The sequence below is a fragment of the Candidatus Saccharimonadales bacterium genome, from assembly GCA_035945435.1.
Classification (GTDB): domain Bacteria; phylum Patescibacteriota; class Saccharimonadia; order Saccharimonadales; family DASZAF01; genus DASZAF01.
In genome coordinates, this window is sequence record DASZAF010000031.1 from 73606 (window position 1) to 90654 (window position 17049).

The window sequence follows — 17049 nt, forward strand, 5'->3', positions numbered from 1 at the left end:
TTGTAGGATGTCTGTCCCAAAATGAAAACGTTTATTGTCATACCCGTCTACAACGAAGAGGCTGCGATTGCCGAATGCCTCAAGTCTGTGACGGCTCAAACTGTCCCCTTTGACGGCATCGTAGTCGTTGACAACAACTGCCGTGACAGAACTATGGAGATCGTCAGGCAGTACCCGCAGGTCACAATTGTCGAGGAACCCCAACAAGGAATGTCGTTTGCCCGTAGCTGTGGCTTTGACTATGCGGCCCATCACGGAGCGGATATTCTCTGCCGGATCGATGCCGACGTCCGACTGCCAGAAAACTACAACGAGGTTGTCCAGGAATACTTTAAAGTGCCTGGCCACTTCAAGACAGTCGCCATTACCGGGCCTTTACGGATCTACGATTCGTCACTCAAGCACTTCTTGCATCTGGAGAGCCATATGATCGGTAGCCTGACCAAACGTTTCATGGGCGGTAAGGTCTTCATCAGGGGCTGCAATATGGTCTTGCGTGCTGAGACCTGGCTGCAGATCCGTCGGCAGATGTCAGGCTTGGAGCGCATCCATGAGGATATGGATATAAGTTATCAGGCGGCTAAGTGTGGGCAGAACGTCTTCGTGTCGGATCTCATCGCCTACGTCTCATCACGGACGTATATTAAATCTCCTCGTCGCTCAGCGAACTACGTCTGGCGCTGGGTCTATAGTTTTTATTATCTACGTTCAAGCTAGCGTTGTAGAGAATGGTGCCGACTTTCTTACGTGGCTTTCGGGCAGCTAATTTGTCCTGCATGCGGTTGTAACTTTCAGATGACGTAATAATGCCGATGTACTTCCGCCAGCGGACCAGCAGATAGAGGCACACGAAGTAGAGTCCAAAAAGAGCCACCCATAGGAATCTAAAAAGTGTCTGTGAGTGAGCCAGAGATGGGGAGATCAAAGTCAGACCGAGAAAGCTGGCCGGGTCAAGATTATCAGTATGACCCCCGAAGATACCGGAAATGAAGACCAGTGCTAAATGAAAAGATCCGCCGACAAATACGGTAAGGATTAGGGCCTGGAGAGCTCGCCTCCCGAAGCTGAACATGGATCCCATTATACCGTGCCAATCTATCTTCGCCTAACAGTGATCTGTTTATAAAACTCAGTCACCTTATTGTGTTTGTCGCAACTATGTATTATTGTCATCGATATGACGATGGCAAGTTTAGAGCCACTGCGCCCATCTCCGCTGGTTGAGCACCTCAATGAGCACGGAAACGGCTGTATCTATGTCGAAGCTCCGGAGTCCGAGGAAGATGAGACGGCCGGCTACATCATCGATGCCAGCCCCAGCACTTTACGCTATGGCACAGTTGGGATTGACGACGAAGAGGCCTTTCTCAACGAGACGCCGTACCTAACTCGTCGAAGCTACATCCGCCGCGGCCTCGGTGCTGCCGGCGCCTTTCTTCTCGGCCTTGGTGGCCTTGGCATTCAAAATGAACTGGCGCCAAATAGCACGGCGGCTCAGTTGGGTTCCCTGGCCTTCATGGCTGCCAGCTACACCGCCGGTTTCTTCATCGGCAGGCCGCTGTGGACGCACCGTAGGCTGGAGCAAGAACACCAGGATGCGCTCAGAGAGGCCGAGCGCGGCATGCGAACGATCAGACGTGAAGACCTCTGGATGAACCATGCTGAGCTTGAGGAAGCGACCAGGGCGAACGGGGTACTTGTGATGTCGCCGGACCTGAAGCTTGCCCGCCGAGGCGACACAATACGCGTCCGAGAAGAAGATATTGTATCTGTTGTCTCGTCTGTACCCGAAGAAGACGGACAGTTCCGCATTAACCTGGCCGACATCGCTCTGGCTGGCCTTGAACAGCTCAGTACTCAGGAAGCGAGAACCGCGTATTGGCAAGTAGCTGATTCGATCTTGCGGCGGCTTTATAGAAACCAGCTCGATCAGGATTTCGTACATTTGAGAGTCAGAGAACCTGGTCTCCGATACACTCGCTATCCGATTCCATTTGAGGAGAGAAGTGAGCGCATTCGCGGGGTGCTGCACATCGCCGGTACGCTGGCCGTAAGCGCTGCTCTGCTTGCCCGCGAAGAACTGTTAACCATCGATGGTCTTGGCGATGACTTGGAACCCGAGCGTACTGAAATGAGGGCGGTCGTTGAAGGGGCTAACCCGATAGATAGCAGGTGGACCACATGGATTCCTAGGCTGGCACTCGAGCGACAACCTACCGCCACAGCAGCTTAGAAGTCAATTCCCTTATTGGCTAGATATTTCTCGTCAAAGTGATGCTTTATCTTGGTCATCGAAGTGGCGATGTCAACCAGGTCGATAAACTCCCTCGGGAAGTTTCGACCCGTCAGACAGAGGCTTGTCTTTGAAGCCCGCTCAGTTATCAGTGTCTTGTACTGCTCGTCGTTAAGTAGCCCATCGTGAAGAGCGTTATTAATCTCATCACATATGACGAGGTCATAGTCGCCCGAGCGGAGGCAGTGGAGGGCAAAATTGTAGGTCTCTTGAGCGGCTTGCCTATGCTCGGCTTCGGAGACGTTTTTGGCGCTCATCTCTCCAGCGTTGTAAAAGCCTTTACCGCCCTTGTAGAAGGTCAGTTTATCCTCAAAGACGGGCTGGATCCTGCGTATGAACTTGTGCTCCCCAACCTCCCAGTGCTTGATGAACTGGATATACGCTACCCGCCAGTCGTTACCAAGTGCCCGGCACATCAGGCCAATACTAGCGCTTGTCTTGCCTTTGCTTTCTCCGGTGTAAACAAGAACCACGCTCTCCTTGGTCTTGTAATCATCGAACATATATCTAGAGCGCGCCAACTTCTTTTAGACGAGATTCAATCTTAGGACGATCAAAGCCGATGATAATGTCGCCGTCGATGTCTGTTATGGGGACAACGGGCTGGTTGGCCTTCTGGATCGCCTCGTGATAGGCATCGACATCAGTCGTGATGTCTTTCTCAGTAAAGTCGACTTTCTTGTCCTTCAGCCAGACTTTCTCCATGTGGCAGAAGCCGCAAGTAGGTGTGGTGTAGATAGTAACTTTTGCCATAGTCTTACCCAAGTTTCTTACCTATTAATTATAGCCTTTTCACGCTGATTTCTCAACATAAGTGTCGCTAACTTGAGGCAATATCCACTTCATGCTATATTTTAGGTATATGCAGAGTCCACATGCAGAGCGTGGTCGGGATGACGTTGCCTTGAAGACAGCGTTACTTCTCTTGGTTACGCTCGCTGATACGACCTGGCGGATTTTTGTGCCAGTCGGCGGTCTCGCCGGCATCGGCATTTGGGCGGACCTTCACTACCATACTAAGCCGTGGATTACGTTCAGCGGCGTGGCGGTCGGCTTCGTCATCGCTTTCTTCCTCATTCGCCAGCAGCTTAAGGCAGTTATGAAAGGGACTCACTAGATGGTCGGAGTCCCCTTTTTCGCTACGGCCGCTCCAAAAGTCAGTATCGGTGCGGAGACACTCTTCCATGTTGGCCCCATCCCATTCACCAACTCGATGGTCTTAGAAGCAGTCGGCTATCTGCTCGTGCTCGTTATAATGTTCGGAACCGTAATTATGATTAAGCGAAAATCACGGAGTCGTCTACACTACGGCATCGTCTGGGTTTTCGAGACACTGCTCGACACCATAACTGAGGTAACTGGCAGCCGTACACGAGCTAAGAAGCTAGCGCCGCTGGCTATGACTCTCTTCTTCTTCATCCTCATTAACAACTGGCTTGGTTTCTTGCCTTTCCTGAATGGAGCTGTGACTTACCATGGAACAGCTTTCTTTCGGGGCATGGCGTCTGATATGAATACGACTTTTGCGATGGCCATTATTACGATGGTGACCGCCCAGATCTGGGCCATTCGCAAACTTGGACTACTCGGTAACCTCAAACGATACTTCCCAAATCCTTTCACCGACCCGATGCATGCTTTCGAGGGGTTTTTGGAACTCGTAGCCGAATTCTCAAGAGGCTTGGCCCTCTCCCTCCGACTCTTCGGCAATGTCTTTGGTGGCGAAGTTCTCCTGGCGGTGATTGCCTACTTGAGCCACTGGGCAGCACCACTCAGCTTGCCGCTCTTCATGGTCTTTGAGCTTATGATCGATACCATCCAGGCCTACATCTTCTTCATGCTGACCGTGGTCTATATCTCAATTGGCGTGACCGATCCGGATGCCTCACATTTGACTGACGAACGAACGCACCCGACTCACAAAGTGTCAACCCGAACGCTTAAAGCGGAGGCGGCAAGCAGATGAGAGTGTGCTCTGTTAACAACGTAATCGTAAATAAGGAGAGAAATAAATAATGAATGAGCTCGCATTCGGTCTAACCTACGCGATCAGCGCCGGACTCTGTGGAGTCGGTCTCGGCTTGGTCGGTCTCGGCACCATGCAGGCTGCTGGGCGTAACCCAGAAGCCATCGGCAAACTGCGCTCGCTGATGATCCTGACTATGTCGTTCATCGACGCCCTAGCCATCATCGGCTTGGTGGTCGCGCTTATTATTAAGTTCTTGGGTTAGGAAAACTTCAAAAGAGTCTATGACCGATCTTCTCTACTCACCACTGGGCTACTTGGCAGCTGCTGGCCCCAACCTCTTCCAGGGTCTTGGGATCAACTGGGAACTGCTTGTCGTGCAGGCTGGTGCCTTCCTGATTCTGATGTGGGTGCTTGGTAAGTTCGTCTATCCGTATATCATCAATTCGATTGATGAACGACGCAAGACCATCGAGGACGGCCTTGCTAATGCCAAGAAAGCCGAAGACAACCTGAAGACCGCCGAGGAAAAGACGGCCGCCATGTTGATGAAAGCACGGGCTGAAGCCGATGAGATTATAAAGCGCGGACAGCAGGAAGCGATGTCTGCGATCGAAGCAGCCGAAGATAAAGCCAAACTTCGAACGGCTCAGATTATCGAGGACGGCCGCCGTCAACTGCAAGTAGATATCGAAGCGGCTCGCAAGGCGCTCCGCAAAGAGACGGTTAGTTTTGTTTCTATGGCGACCGAGCAGATCATCCATGAAAAGCTTGATGTCGAAAAAGATGCGGCTCTGATTCGAAAAGTTATTGATAAGAAGGAGTCTGCGTGAAACGTGTCAGCCGACGTAGTCTAGCTAAAGCTATCGTTCGCGAGATGCTGGCCGGTCGTCAGCCGAAACCACTCATGAAGAGTGTGGCTGCCTACCTACTACTTCATAGGATGACCGATCAAGCCGACCTCTTGATCCAGGATATCGCCTATGAGCTTTTCAACGAGACAGGACATCTGGTTGCGACCATGGAGAGTGCCAAGAGACTGAGTCAGAGCCTTGAAGCCGACCTCAAGCAGTACTTGAAACACGTGACGGGTGCGAAGCGCGTTGAACTGGGCAAATCGATCGACCCGAGTCTTATCGGAGGTGTTCGCCTGTCGATACCTGGCGGAGAGCTTGACCTCACGATTAGCCGCCAACTGAAACAACTGCAAGGGATACAGACATAGGAGAAAATATGCCAGGACTTTCAATTCAAGAACTATCCAGAGACATTCAGGATGCTATCCAGACACTGCGTCAGGAGCGCGGGCTCGAAGAATCGGGAATCGTCACTCGTGTCGGTGACGGAGTAGCCTGGATCTACGGGTTGCACGGCTGTGGTTCGTCAGAGGTCATTGAGATCGACGATAGTACTGGCAAAAAGGTAAAAGCCTTCGCCCTCAACCTACTTGAAGACGAGATCGGAGCCGTTCTTCTGGGTGATGACTCGCAGGTTAAAGCTGGAACGCGGGCACGGCTGACGGGCAAGCTCTTGGATGTCCCTACAGGACCGGAACTGATCGGGAGAGTCGTTGACCCGCTCGGCAGGCCGCTCGATGGACGGGGTCCAATCAAGGCCTCATCTCGCGGACCGATTGAACGTAAAGCGCCTGGTGTTATTGACAGGCAGAGCGTATTTGAACCCTTGATGACTGGCATTATGGCTATTGACTCCATGATTCCTATCGGCCGAGGTCAGCGCGAACTGATCCTGGGCGACCGTCAGACAGGTAAGACGGCCATCACTGTTGACACCATGATCAACCAGGCCAAACAGAAGACCGGTGTCGTCAACATCTACGTCGCGATTGGCCAGAAGCTATCCAAGATCGCCACCCTGATCGAACGGCTTAAGCGTGAGGGCGTTATGGACCAGACGATCATCGTTGCTACCAGCCCTGCCGATCCCGCCCCGCTGCTCTACCTTGCCCCATACGCCGGTACGGCTATGGGCGAATACTTCCGCGACAATAAGAAGCACGCCCTTTGTATTTACGATGACCTCTCCAAGCACGCCGTGGCCTATCGTCAGATGTCACTTCTTCTCCGCCGCCCTCCTGGCCGCGAGGCATATCCTGGTGATGTCTTCTACCTCCACTCCCGTTTGCTTGAGCGTGCCTCTAAACTGTCGAAGGAGCTTGGCGGAGGCAGCTTAACGGCTCTGCCAATCATCGAAACACAGGCTGGTGACGTGGCAGCCTATATTCCGACCAATGCCATCTCAATTACAGACGGTCAGATCTATCTTGAAACCAACCTCTTCTACCAGGGTATTCGACCGGCTATTTCAGTTGGGAACTCCGTCTCGCGAGTCGGCGGAAACGCCCAGACGAAAGCGATCAAGAGCGTGGCAGGCAGTCTCCGTGTCAGTCTTGCCCAGTTCCGAGAGTTAGCTGCTTTCGCCCAGTTCTCGTCCGATCTCGACGAGGAGACCAAGAGACGAATTGAGCGCGGTCAGCGTCTGACCGATATTCTGAAACAGAAGCAGTACTCCCCATTAAGTGGAGCTGAGCAGGTTGCGCTACTTCTGGCAGCGAATGAAGGGCTTTTCGACCAGGTACCGTCTGAGCGAGTCGGTGACGCCAAGCGGGAGCTCCTGACTGCTCTTAAAAGCGACGCTGCCGCTCAGATGAGAGAGCTTGAGATTGGCGATAAACCATCTGACGCTACCAAGGCAAAGGTGCTCACAGTCGCCAAGAAAGCGCTCCACTCCTTTACCGTTAAGGCCGACGAAACTAAAGGGAGTGGACAGAAAGCGTCATGAGTTCAACCCAGCAAATACGACGCCGGATCAACTCGGTTAGAAGCACCAAACAGATAACCAAAGCAATGGAGATGGCTGCCGCCAGTAAGCTGCGCCATGCCCAAGAGGCTGTCGAGAAACCACGCGCCTTTAGTCTTGCGGCCCGTGAGCTTTTGACTGAACTACGACGTCTAAACGGTGCCAGCGATTTCGGCTGGTTTAAAGAGCGGCCGATTAAAAGTCGTCTACTCGTACCAATAACCAGTGACCGAGTGCTAGCCGGAGCCTATAACGGGAATGTTATCCGTACCTATCTCAAAGAGCTTCACAGTGATGCCGGTGCTCACGTCGAGAACATGACCATCTGCATTGGCCGGCAGGTCGCCTTGCATGCTACTCGTCTGAAAGAGACGGAGATCATCGGACTCTATGATCAGATGCCGGATGCCTTAACGGCTAACGATATCCGACCGATCATCAATACGGTCATTAACGCCTTTTTGGAAAAGGAAGTGGATGCCGTTGATCTTATCTATACCGAATACCACTCTACCCTTTCCCAGCAGGTGGTCATCCATCGCATCTTGCCAGCCGGCTTTGAACAGGTACCCGTCTCTCAATCGATCGCGACCGCCGAGTTCGAGCCGTCCGTTGATGAACTACTTGATAGCGCCGTCCTACGACTAATCGAGGTGCAGCTCTATCAGGCCATGCTCGACGCGGCCGCTTCAGAGCATTCCATGCGGATGCTGGCTATGAAGAATGCCACTGACAACGCCTCGGCTTTGGTTGATGATCTGACTCTAGCCTACAACAACGCCCGCCAAGCAACGATTACGCAGGAATTGGCTGAGATTACCGGCGGCGCTGAAGCAATGAAGGACGACTAAGAAGGAGAAGCTATGCCTACGAAGACTGCAACAAAGAAACGCCTCGGGACCGTTACCCAGATAATCGGGGTCGTCGTTGATATAGAGTTTGCCGACAAACACTTACCTGGGATCAATCAGGCCTTAGACTGCGATCTTAACGGGCAGAAACTTGTTCTTGAAGTCGCACAGCATCTCAGTGAGGCGACCGTCAGAGCTATTGCTCTTGCGAGTACCGATGGGCTTCGACGCGGTGATCAAATCACTGACACAGGCAAAGCTATCTCAATACCAGTCGGTAAGGAGACGTCAGGCAGGATGTTTAACGTCATTGGCCAACCCATCGACGGCAAACCAGACTCGTTTAAGTACTACGCTCCAATTCACAAAACGCCGCCTCCCTTGACTGACCAGAGCGTAAAGACGGAAATTCTTGAAACTGGCCTGAAAGTGATCGACTTGATCGCTCCGATTACCAAGGGTGGCAAGGTTGGTCTATTCGGCGGCGCCGGTGTCGGTAAGACCGTCCTGATCCAAGAGCTGATCAACAATATCGCTAAGTTCCACAAAGGTAACTCGGTCTTCGCCGGTGTCGGTGAGCGAACCCGCGAAGGCAACGATCTCTATCACGAGATGGCTGAATCTGGAGTGCTCGATAAGGCTTCGCTCGTCTTCGGACAGATGAACGAACCACCTGGTGCCCGATTGCGTGTCGCACTCTCAGGTCTGACAATCGCTGAGGGCTTTCGCGACGAAGGTAAGGACGTCCTGCTCTTCATCGACAATATCTTTCGTTTCACCCAAGCGGGTTCCGAAGTTTCAGCCTTGCTCGGTCGCCTGCCGAGTGCAGTTGGCTATCAGCCGACCCTGCAGCAGGAGATGGGAGCACTGCAAGAGCGGATCACCTCAACGACAAAGGGCTCAATTACTTCCGTCCAAGCCGTCTATGTGCCGGCCGATGATTTGACCGATCCCGCCCCTGCCACAACCTTCTCGCACCTCAACTCGACGATTGTTTTGAGTCGTGCGCTTGCGGAACTCGGACTTTACCCGGCTATTGACCCTCTTGATTCGACCTCTAACATCCTTGATCCCGAGATTGTCGGCCAAGAGCACTACGACGTCGCCAGAGACGTCCAGAAGATCCTCCAGCGCTATAAGGACCTTCAAGATATCATCGCCATTCTCGGCATGGAAGAACTCTCAGACGAGGATAAGCAGATTGTCAACAGGGCCAGACGTATCCAGCGTTTCCTGTCACAGCCCTTCTTCGTTGCCGAACCGTATATCAACATGCCAGGTAAGTATGTCTCTCTGAAAGATACCATCAAAGGATTCAGAGAGATCTTGGATGGGAAACACGACGACAAACCGGAATCCGCTTTCTTCCTGAAAGGCACCATTGAAGAGGTCAAAGGTTAAACTATGAGATTTCAGCTGATCACACTTGGCGGCGTCAAGTTCGACGAGGACGTCTATGAGGTTACTCTCCCGACCTCAACCGGCGAGATCAGCGTTTTACCAGAACACATGCCTTTGGTCAGCCTAGCCGTACCCGGCGTTATTACGGTACGCCACAAACTTCATGACTCCTCGGACAAGTTTGAGCATTTTGCCACCGAAGGCGGCATCATCGAAGTCGATCAGAGCGGTGTACGTATTCTTGTTGATGAGGCTGCCCATGGTAGTGAGGTACATGCCGAAGCTGAACAGAAGGCACTCGAAAATGCCCTCAAGCTGCGCGAGCAGGCCAAAGACAAAGTATCGCTAGATCAAGCGCAGGCAGCCATAGATCGTTCACAGGTTCGTCTCAAAGTAGCTGAATTGCGTCGTCGACACCAACGAGGCATATAACGCTTATCTTGACCCATAGGTCAAGATCTTTCTAACAGGTCGGATTAGTAGTAAATACTACGCTAATAACGCTGTTGCCAGCGACTGTTAAAGTATGGCAATAATGGTGCCCGGCAAGAGCGGAGGGCGGAATGCTTCTAATCGTCTTTGTGCTGGCAAGCCTGGCAACTGTCGGACTGGTTGATATGGGCCGGAAGGTCATGGAAGGTCTAAAATGGCGACGTAGCCTCGTCGCCGTGAGGATTCGTCTCCCTCAGCTTCTCCTCGAAGACCAGATAACCAGTTGGCTGGCAATGATCGCCCCACTAGCCACTCACAGACCAATAGCCGTGGAGATACTGGCTACCCACAATGGCGTTGACCACTATCTCCTAATGCCGGCCTCCCTCAAGCCTCAGATTATCTCACAGACGCGGGCCAGCTTTCTGGGAGTTCGGATTGAAACGATACCATCTCCCAGACTGGCACGACAACGAGCCAAAGTAGTGGCGGCAGAGCTGAGAATGACCCATCGTGGCCAGCCGCTGACAGCAGACAGCGCGCACTCATCGATACTGGCTATTCTGCTCGCCCTCCAGCCGCTTTCAAAGGGAGAGGCCATCCACCTCCAATGGTTGCTAAAAGGCCACGCCTCATCACAGTTTCGACTGAGCGGACGCGTCATTGTCGCCTCCTATCACCGAAAGCGGGCCTATAGCCTACTCAGTCGAGTGATCTCTTCATGCAAGGTCATGAATAACGGCCGAAACGCCATAATCCGTCATCCGACTCCTGACCTGGTCGCTTTACGACGGCATAGAAGTCGGACGATGCCCTACGGTCGGTGGCCGATTCATGCCTCCACCGATGAGGTTAAGGGTCTGCTTGGCTTTCCGCTGTCGGGCATGCATGTCTCTGGTGTCAACCGGACCGGCGCTCGCCAGCTGCCGCCGCTAAAAGACCTGAGCTCGGACGGCGTGCGAGTGGCTCGCAGTAACTACGGCGGAGCTGACAGAACCCTATTGCGGCTTGGAGTAAACGAACGCCTTACGCACGTGGCGGTGACCGGGCCGACAGGTACGGGCAAATCCGTCCTGCTCGCCAACATGGCAGTTCAAGATATTGAAGCAGACAGAGGTGTCGTTGTAGTGGACCCGAAAGGGGATCTGGTTGATGACATCCTATCTCGTCTCCCTGACAAGAGAAAATCTGACGTAGTTGTCATCGACCCGAGTGTCACAGACGGGTCGATCGGTTTTAACCCGCTGCAGTTTTCTTCCGGAAGCGAGCATGCGTCTGAGCTGACGGCGGATTATGTACTCCACGTCTGTAAGCAGATCTGGCATAGTTACTGGGGGCCAAGAACGGATGATATCTTGCGCTCCACGCTGATGACGCTCTTAACGACTAAGCCTGAAGGCGGACATCATTTTACTCTTTGCGAAGTACCGGAGTTGCTAACTAACCCCGCTTTTCGTCATATGATCATAAGCCAAGCCAGTCTGCCTGGGCATCTTGCAAACTACTGGCGCTGGTATGAGGCTAACAGCCCAAGTGAGCAGCTACGCATGATAGGACCAGTCTTGAGCAAGATACGCTCCTTAACAAGCCGGAAAGCCCTCCAGCTTCTGCTTGGCCAGGAAAATGGTTTTGACTTACGAAGAGGGCTGGATTCAAAGAGGGTTATTCTCGTGCCACTGGCGAAAGGCAAGATCGGCAGTGAGAGCGCCTCGCTTATCGGTTCTCTCTTCATGACCTCGCTTTGGCAGGCTGCTTTAACGCGCATTGAACTGCCAGCCCAAGAACGCACGCCTGTTTTTGCCTATGTCGACGAGTTTAGCGAGGTAGTTCGTCTGCCAGTTGAGCTTGCCGACGTCATGACTCAAGCTCGTGGCCTCGGTCTTGGGTTAACTCTGGCTTGCCAGTATCTTGATCAGCTTACGCCACCTCTTCGCAGTGCCATTCTGGGCACTGTTCGTACTCATATCGTCTTCCAACTAGGCCAAGACGATGCCCGTATCTATGAGAAAATGTTCACTCCGCATCTAAATGCCACAGACCTTAGCCAACTCGCTGCTTACGAGTTAGCTATTAGGACATTCAGTTCAAGCGGCCCATTGACGACGACTGGCGTAGCGCTACCTTTGCCACCTCAGCTCAGGAAAAGTAGCCACCTTGCATCTGCAAGCAACCGACGTTTTGGGAAGCGTCGACGGCACATCGAGATGACACTCGGAAGCCGCACTAGATTACCGTTTACACTGGGTGGCGAGGAGATTCGAGCCGCAGGCGATAGTCAGATACGACTCTTATGAACTCTCCTCTATCAACATATTTTCGAAAGCAATCTGCCCCTTAAGGTTCTGTTCGAACTGACTCGTATCTGGGAAGTCGAGTCTCATGATATGGTCCCAGACTGCTTTCATGAGGAGCTTAAGCCTGGCGATATCCTCGTCTGTCGGGACGAAAGTGGAAGGATCTGCCAGTCTACCTTGTGAGTCGGGTTCGACAAAGTCGATTGCAGTCTCAGTCACCCTACTATTCGCGCCAAAGACTCTGCTCTCTTCAACGAGAAGCCTATATAGATTGAGCTGGCGTTTATATCCGTGCAGCTGGATACTGTTCTTGGAAATGTCTTTCGGCCTGCCCGTTTTAAAATCAGTCAGTCGATAGGTATTGTTGCCGAGAGGTGTGATGCGGTCGATTTTGCCCGTCACGCGCACTCCCCCCTCGATGACAAGACGCCGATGGGCAAAGTCATACTCAAAACGTTCATCCGGCTTAAAAGAGTCGTAGCGTTTTTCGAAATACTGATTCAGTACGCGGGCTCCACGTTCCTTTAAGCGTGCTTCGTCATCTGGGTCCAAGCGATAGCGATGAAGTTCTCGCTCAAAGTCGGTAATGAGGACCTCTATCGGTCGGTGGCTGCCATCGTCTTTTACGGAGTCATGGGCAATTTTGAGTGTCGTGTGAATGGCGTTTCCGAAAGCAAGCGGCGGCCGGGTACGCTGTGGGAAATGCAGCAGATAGTTTAACAGAAACTGTTTTGGTCCAGCACGCTCGATATCAAGAAAAGCACCTAGGTGCGTAGCGCTTAGACGATAGCTCTCGAGTGTCGGCAGTAAGAGATCATGGAGTTCGGGCTTCATCGGTGTTTGTATGTGTCGCTCATACCAAGTGTTGAGCATCTGATCAGTAAGATCTGCATGGCTAGACTCATCTACTGCATGTACTCGGGGCACCAGTTCTTCGGGAATGTTCCCGTTTTCATCGGCCGTCAAGAACTTAACGGGTTCGTCCCCTTTGCTCGAGGACGTGTAGCCTGTAACAACCAGCTCGCGAGCCGGTCGGGTCATAGCCACGTACAGAATTCGTCGGTCTTCACCTTCTGTCGCTGTGGCTCGTTCGATCCGCAGGTTTGATGGCAGCATGATCTGTCCGTAGTGTGATGTTCTTCTCGCCCACTTGTCTTGGTTGGCGTCGATTATGAAGACATGATCGAACTCGAGCCCTTTAACGCCGTGAGCGCTATTGAGCTGAACGGCATCGTTCCTCTCCCTGTGAGGAGTCGTGTCGACAAGCCGTATGCCCGCATGTTCACAGAGTGTCAGGTATGCCATGAAATCATTCAGTGTCTGAAAGTCTCCCCTACCGTTGAAAGATCTGAGCTTGGTGCGCAGAAAGTTGAGGTGAGAAAGCAGTTCGAGATAGTCAAAAGTATGTTCGTGTAGTTGCTCCTCACCGAACCAATATTCTTTGTACGGCGACGTATAGCTTTGTTCTACGAACGAGAGAGTAGTCTGTCCGTTTACTTCTGAGTCAAGCTGCAATTCGTGGACACCAATAATGTAGTCGAGCATTGTCTCTAAGGATGTATCTTTTGTTCGCATCGCTAAAGTGAGTAGAAAGTCGGCGATTACAGATGCACGTCTATCATCGTTTGCGCGAACGATCTCTAACCACGGCCTCTGTTTACGATAGTTCACAAGGTAGAGTTGCCAAATTGCTTCTGTCGTAAGCCCCCAGAATTTGTAACTCAGCACCTCCGGCAGCAAAGCGTCGGCACTGTTCTGGTCGTTTCTGGCAATCGCCAGGACTAGCTTGGTGAGCTGAATCAATTCCTGCATGAACACAGTCTGGAGGATGTTCTCTCTACGCTCGTAAGCGGTTGGGATGTCAGCCTGGCTCAGAAATGGTGCCAGTGCTTGGAGACTCTTATGTTCCCTTGCAATTATGGCAATCTGGCCAGGCTTGACGCCATCGTCAATTCTTTTTTTGATCTCGTTAACCAACCACTGGAACTGCTGTGTTTCGCTAGCAAATCGATGATGTGCGACGCCATCACCTGTCTTCCTCTCTTTGACCGCCTGGATTGTCGGGTCGCTCTCCCCCAACACAAAGGCTGCGTCGTCTATTATCTGTTGGTGGGACCGGTAGTTTTTGGCTAGCTTAATTACGGTTGTCTCACGGAATTCGTTGAAGAACAGTCTCGTGTCTGACGTATTGGCGCCCTGGAAGCTATAGATAGCTTGGTTGTCATCACCCACGGCCATAATGTTCGGCCGGTCTTCGTTGACAGGGTTATCCGTTAGGGCTTTAAGGAGACGCAGCTGTGAACCACTGGTATCCTGGAACTCGTCGACTAAGATGTACTGGTACGTCTCTTGTAGGCTGAGGCGTAGTTCATCGTTGTCTTCCATAGCTTTGGCGACTTTTAGAATCATGTCACTGTAATCGAATAGGTTCTGAGCGCGTATGGCACGAATATAGTCACGGTAGATCTGAGCCATAGCCAGTAATTTCAAGTTTGCGTCGGTATCTTTCAGCTTCCAGCTGTCCGGCCCGTCTCTATCAAGGAACGCTTCCTTAAACTTGGTGAGTGGCTGGGTCCTACCCGACTCTGCGTAGCTGTTAAGTGCCACTTCAAGCTCTAAGGCGATATGCTCGCTGAGTGGGCTAACCTTTTCAAATGCGTCGTATGATTTTTTCGACGTAGGACCCTGGTACTGTTTAAAGCTCTCGAGTATTGCATTGAAACTTGATGGCGTGGTCTTGCTGTTGATCTTTACAAATCCAGCTGCGTGATCAGCAACTACTCCGTTAGCAAACGCGATAAAATTGAGGTTATCTCGAGCGATTACTTCAACATCTTCGGGCAGCAGGCCGTCTGACTTGAAGTCGCTGATGGCTCGGGTAGCCCCTCTCAGAAAGTAATATGACTCTTCCCACTGGACGGCCAACGGGTTATCGCTCGGAAGCTTCTTAAAGATCTCTTCGAGAATGGTGTATTCTTTGATCTCATCGAATGGTTCCGCGCCGATTTCTTTGAAGAAGTATTCACCGTTTTGGCCGATGACCGATGATCCAAAGCCGTGAAAAGTCATGATAGGGACATCGTAGGCTGGGCGTCCGATAATTTGGTTGAGTCGCTCGCTCATGTTGCGTGCAGCCTCCTCAGTAAATGTCAGGCAGAGAATGTTCTCAGGGTTTAGGTCGGTTTGACGAAGGATATTCGCTGCCCGCATGCTAAGAAGCTGTGTCTTACCCGTTCCTGGCCCAGCTACAACGAGCACGGGGCCGTCTATCGTATCGACTGCATTGCGTTGATCGTCATTTAGAGCGGCGTATGCTTTGTCAAAAGTGTCAGTTGATGTCATCTACACCATTGTAGACGATGGGCTATATACTGAAGTTAACTTTACTAGTATTTACCTGCTTCATGTACTAGTCTGGTCGTGGATTTGTTAAGGAGAATTAAACATGAAAATAGACGATACGATGCACCCCGCCCAAGTTACCATCCTACATGCTTTGCTATTTCGGCCGGCCGCAAACTTTAGCGAGTTGCAAAAAGCCAGCAAGCTTTCAAGTGATCACTTCAACTTTCATCTCAAGCAGATGGTCGAACAGGGTGTTGTGCTGAAAAAAGACGACGGGACCTACGAACTGACCCAGGCTGGCAAGGAGTATGCGAACCGCTTCGACACTGATGAGCGAGTTGTTGAGCGACAGCCGAAGATTGGCGTACTCGTTGTCCTTGAGCGTGACGACGGCAAGACGCTCGCTCAGCAGCGTCAGAAACAGCCGTTTTTCGGTTACTGGGGCCGCGTAACTGGCAAAGTTCGCTGGGGTGAGACGATCATGGAGACTGCTGCTCGGGAACTGATGGAAGAGACCGGGTTAACTGCTGACCTGGAATTCAAGGGCGTCTATCACAAGATGGATTATAAGGACGGGACGCACGAGATGCTCGAGGATAAGGTCTTTATGCTGGTCCACGGCACCAATCCACGTGGCACACTCAAAGAGCAGTTTGATGGTGGCACCAACGCCTGGCTCTCACCAGAAGAGCTATTGGGCAATGAGAAAGTTTTCGAAGGCATCGTTCAGATAAGCGACGCGATCCACAAACCCGGTATTCACTTCGAAGAGACCTCTTACTTTCACGACCCCAAAGACTACTAGGCAAATTGAATTCAGGGGCGATTCTCTATATAATGAGCGCTGTTATTGGGGAGTCGTCTAGTGGTAGGACACTGGGTTTTGGTCCCAGCAACGGGGGTTCGAGTCCCTCCTCCCCAGCCAATAAGCACGTCTCCAGCGACAGTCTCTATCTACCAACTTCCACCATACAGCATGCCACCGACTGCAACTGCCCCTTCGAATAGAGCAAATAACACGGCACTTATAATAACGGCTTTTTGTTTATTATCTATTCCGTACCATAGCCACAACAGATCAAAGAATACGTAAATAATCCAGCTAACGATAGCGATGCTCGTTGCATTACGATGCTGATAGATGGTGATGACCTGCGGTATGGAGCCAAGCGGTTGTATGGTTGCCGCGAGGAGAATGATCTTATTTATGAACTTTTTCTGGAGAGAGTCTTCAGGTTTTGGATGAGCTCTTTTAGGCATTAGCGCTATGATAACACGCGCTACTTATGGTTCGAAACTTGTTCGTTAAAGCCAGCTATCTGCTTATGCTATGATGACTTTATGAGTGGATCGGTTAAAATATTCTTCTTCGTTTGTGCTATCGCCCTCTGCTTTGTCTGGCCCGTCAAGATCTGCACTTCTTCGTCAAATCCAAGCTATCCCTATCAGTCGACTCGTGCGACGAACGTCTCCTGCGCTACCACATGGTTTGGAAGTACGAAAATCATCGGGGGCACAGATCAGTTTGTCCCTGGCGGATCGAAATGGGCCTATACATGGCCATTTTTGATATCCTTGGCTCTTACTGGGGTATATTGGATGGTAACAAATAAGAACAGGTACAACTAAAGAGTTCGTTTCCTAAGC

At 51.7% G+C, this 17049-nt stretch carries 19 protein-coding genes and 1 tRNA gene; 15 read left to right on the forward strand and 5 right to left on the reverse strand.

From position 1 onward, the window contains the following. The first annotated feature begins 21 nt into the window (after positions 1 to 21). Complete coding sequence (locus tag VGS28_04750) at positions 22 to 717, forward strand: glycosyltransferase family A protein (protein ID HEV2413078.1); 696 nt, start codon at positions 22 to 24, stop codon at positions 715 to 717. On the opposite strand, the gene VGS28_04755 is transcribed toward VGS28_04750, so the two are convergent. Further along, on the reverse strand, positions 644 to 1072 hold the full coding sequence (locus tag VGS28_04755; GenBank protein ID HEV2413079.1) for a hypothetical protein: 429 nt from the start codon (positions 1070 to 1072) through the stop codon (positions 644 to 646). The genes VGS28_04750 and VGS28_04755 overlap by 74 nt on opposite strands. 105 nt (positions 1073 to 1177) lie before the next feature. Between VGS28_04755 and VGS28_04760 the strand changes: the two genes are divergently transcribed. After that, positions 1178 to 2233 carry a hypothetical protein gene (locus VGS28_04760; GenBank protein HEV2413080.1) on the forward strand — a complete coding sequence of 352 codons (1056 nt, stop codon included), beginning with the start codon at positions 1178 to 1180 and terminating at the stop codon, positions 2231 to 2233. Here the strand turns inward: VGS28_04760 and VGS28_04765 are convergent. After that, positions 2230 to 2796, reverse strand: a complete 567-nt coding sequence (locus VGS28_04765; GenBank protein HEV2413081.1) for a cob(I)yrinic acid a,c-diamide adenosyltransferase — start codon at positions 2794 to 2796, stop codon at positions 2230 to 2232. The two genes, VGS28_04760 and VGS28_04765, sit on opposite strands and share 4 nt — an antisense overlap. Positions 2797 to 2800: 4 nt before the next feature. Continuing rightward, on the reverse strand, positions 2801 to 3046 hold the full coding sequence (locus VGS28_04770) for a glutaredoxin domain-containing protein (GenBank protein HEV2413082.1): 246 nt from the start codon (positions 3044 to 3046) through the stop codon (positions 2801 to 2803). A gap of 109 nt (positions 3047 to 3155) precedes the next feature. Here VGS28_04770 and VGS28_04775 point away from each other — a divergent pair, with 109 nt between their 5' ends. The 10 genes from VGS28_04775 (at position 3156) to VGS28_04820 (ending at position 12057) form a co-directional block, all read left to right on the forward strand. Next, positions 3156 to 3410: an AtpZ/AtpI family protein gene (locus VGS28_04775; GenBank protein HEV2413083.1), complete on the forward strand. Its 255-nt coding sequence runs from the start codon at positions 3156 to 3158 to the stop codon at positions 3408 to 3410. After that, a complete protein-coding gene (atpB, locus tag VGS28_04780) occupies positions 3411 to 4259 on the forward strand; it encodes a F0F1 ATP synthase subunit A (protein HEV2413084.1) in 849 nt (282 codons plus the stop codon). Positions 4260 to 4308: 49 nt separating this feature from the next. Then, complete coding sequence (locus VGS28_04785; protein ID HEV2413085.1) at positions 4309 to 4524, forward strand: ATP synthase F0 subunit C; 216 nt, start codon at positions 4309 to 4311, stop codon at positions 4522 to 4524. Between the two features lie 19 nt (positions 4525 to 4543). Then, positions 4544 to 5092, forward strand: coding sequence for a F0F1 ATP synthase subunit B (gene atpF, locus VGS28_04790; protein ID HEV2413086.1), 549 nt, complete (start codon positions 4544 to 4546; stop codon positions 5090 to 5092). Then, the gene (locus VGS28_04795; GenBank protein HEV2413087.1) at positions 5089 to 5484 is read left to right on the forward strand and encodes a F0F1 ATP synthase subunit delta; all 396 of its coding nucleotides are present in this window, start codon (positions 5089 to 5091) and stop codon (positions 5482 to 5484) included. Before atpF ends, VGS28_04795 begins: the two co-directional genes overlap by 4 nt. A gap of 8 nt (positions 5485 to 5492) precedes the next feature. Continuing rightward, positions 5493 to 7061 carry a F0F1 ATP synthase subunit alpha gene (gene atpA, locus VGS28_04800; protein HEV2413088.1) on the forward strand — a complete coding sequence of 523 codons (1569 nt, stop codon included), beginning with the start codon at positions 5493 to 5495 and terminating at the stop codon, positions 7059 to 7061. Beyond that, on the forward strand, positions 7058 to 7930 hold the full coding sequence (atpG, locus tag VGS28_04805) for an ATP synthase F1 subunit gamma (GenBank protein ID HEV2413089.1): 873 nt from the start codon (positions 7058 to 7060) through the stop codon (positions 7928 to 7930). Before atpA ends, atpG begins: the two co-directional genes overlap by 4 nt. Positions 7931 to 7942: 12 nt before the next feature. Next, complete coding sequence (gene atpD, locus VGS28_04810) at positions 7943 to 9331, forward strand: F0F1 ATP synthase subunit beta (protein HEV2413090.1); 1389 nt, start codon at positions 7943 to 7945, stop codon at positions 9329 to 9331. Between the two features lie 3 nt (positions 9332 to 9334). Next, positions 9335 to 9763, forward strand: coding sequence for an ATP synthase F1 subunit epsilon (atpC, locus tag VGS28_04815; protein ID HEV2413091.1), 429 nt, complete (start codon positions 9335 to 9337; stop codon positions 9761 to 9763). Positions 9764 to 9894: 131 nt separating this feature from the next. Continuing rightward, positions 9895 to 12057 carry a type IV secretory system conjugative DNA transfer family protein gene (locus VGS28_04820; protein HEV2413092.1) on the forward strand — a complete coding sequence of 721 codons (2163 nt, stop codon included), beginning with the start codon at positions 9895 to 9897 and terminating at the stop codon, positions 12055 to 12057. Here VGS28_04820 and VGS28_04825 read toward each other — a convergent pair. After that, positions 12052 to 15399: an ATP-dependent DNA helicase gene (locus tag VGS28_04825; GenBank protein HEV2413093.1), complete on the reverse strand. Its 3348-nt coding sequence runs from the start codon at positions 15397 to 15399 to the stop codon at positions 12052 to 12054. The genes VGS28_04820 and VGS28_04825 overlap by 6 nt on opposite strands. 103 nt (positions 15400 to 15502) lie before the next feature. On the opposite strand from VGS28_04825, the gene VGS28_04830 reads away from it, so the two are divergent. Continuing rightward, positions 15503 to 16207, forward strand: a complete 705-nt coding sequence (locus VGS28_04830) for an NUDIX domain-containing protein (GenBank protein HEV2413094.1) — start codon at positions 15503 to 15505, stop codon at positions 16205 to 16207. Positions 16208 to 16253: 46 nt separating this feature from the next. Next, positions 16254 to 16327, forward strand: a tRNA-Gln gene (locus VGS28_04835). Positions 16328 to 16356: 29 nt separating this feature from the next. Here VGS28_04835 and VGS28_04840 read toward each other — a convergent pair. Continuing rightward, the gene (locus VGS28_04840; GenBank protein HEV2413095.1) at positions 16357 to 16662 is read right to left on the reverse strand and encodes a hypothetical protein; all 306 of its coding nucleotides are present in this window, start codon (positions 16660 to 16662) and stop codon (positions 16357 to 16359) included. 81 nt (positions 16663 to 16743) lie between these two features. Here VGS28_04840 and VGS28_04845 point away from each other — a divergent pair, with 81 nt between their 5' ends. Next, positions 16744 to 17031 (forward strand): hypothetical protein, encoded by a 288-nt coding sequence (locus VGS28_04845; protein HEV2413096.1) that lies wholly within the window; start codon positions 16744 to 16746, stop codon positions 17029 to 17031. The last annotated feature ends 18 nt before the right edge of the window (positions 17032 to 17049 follow it).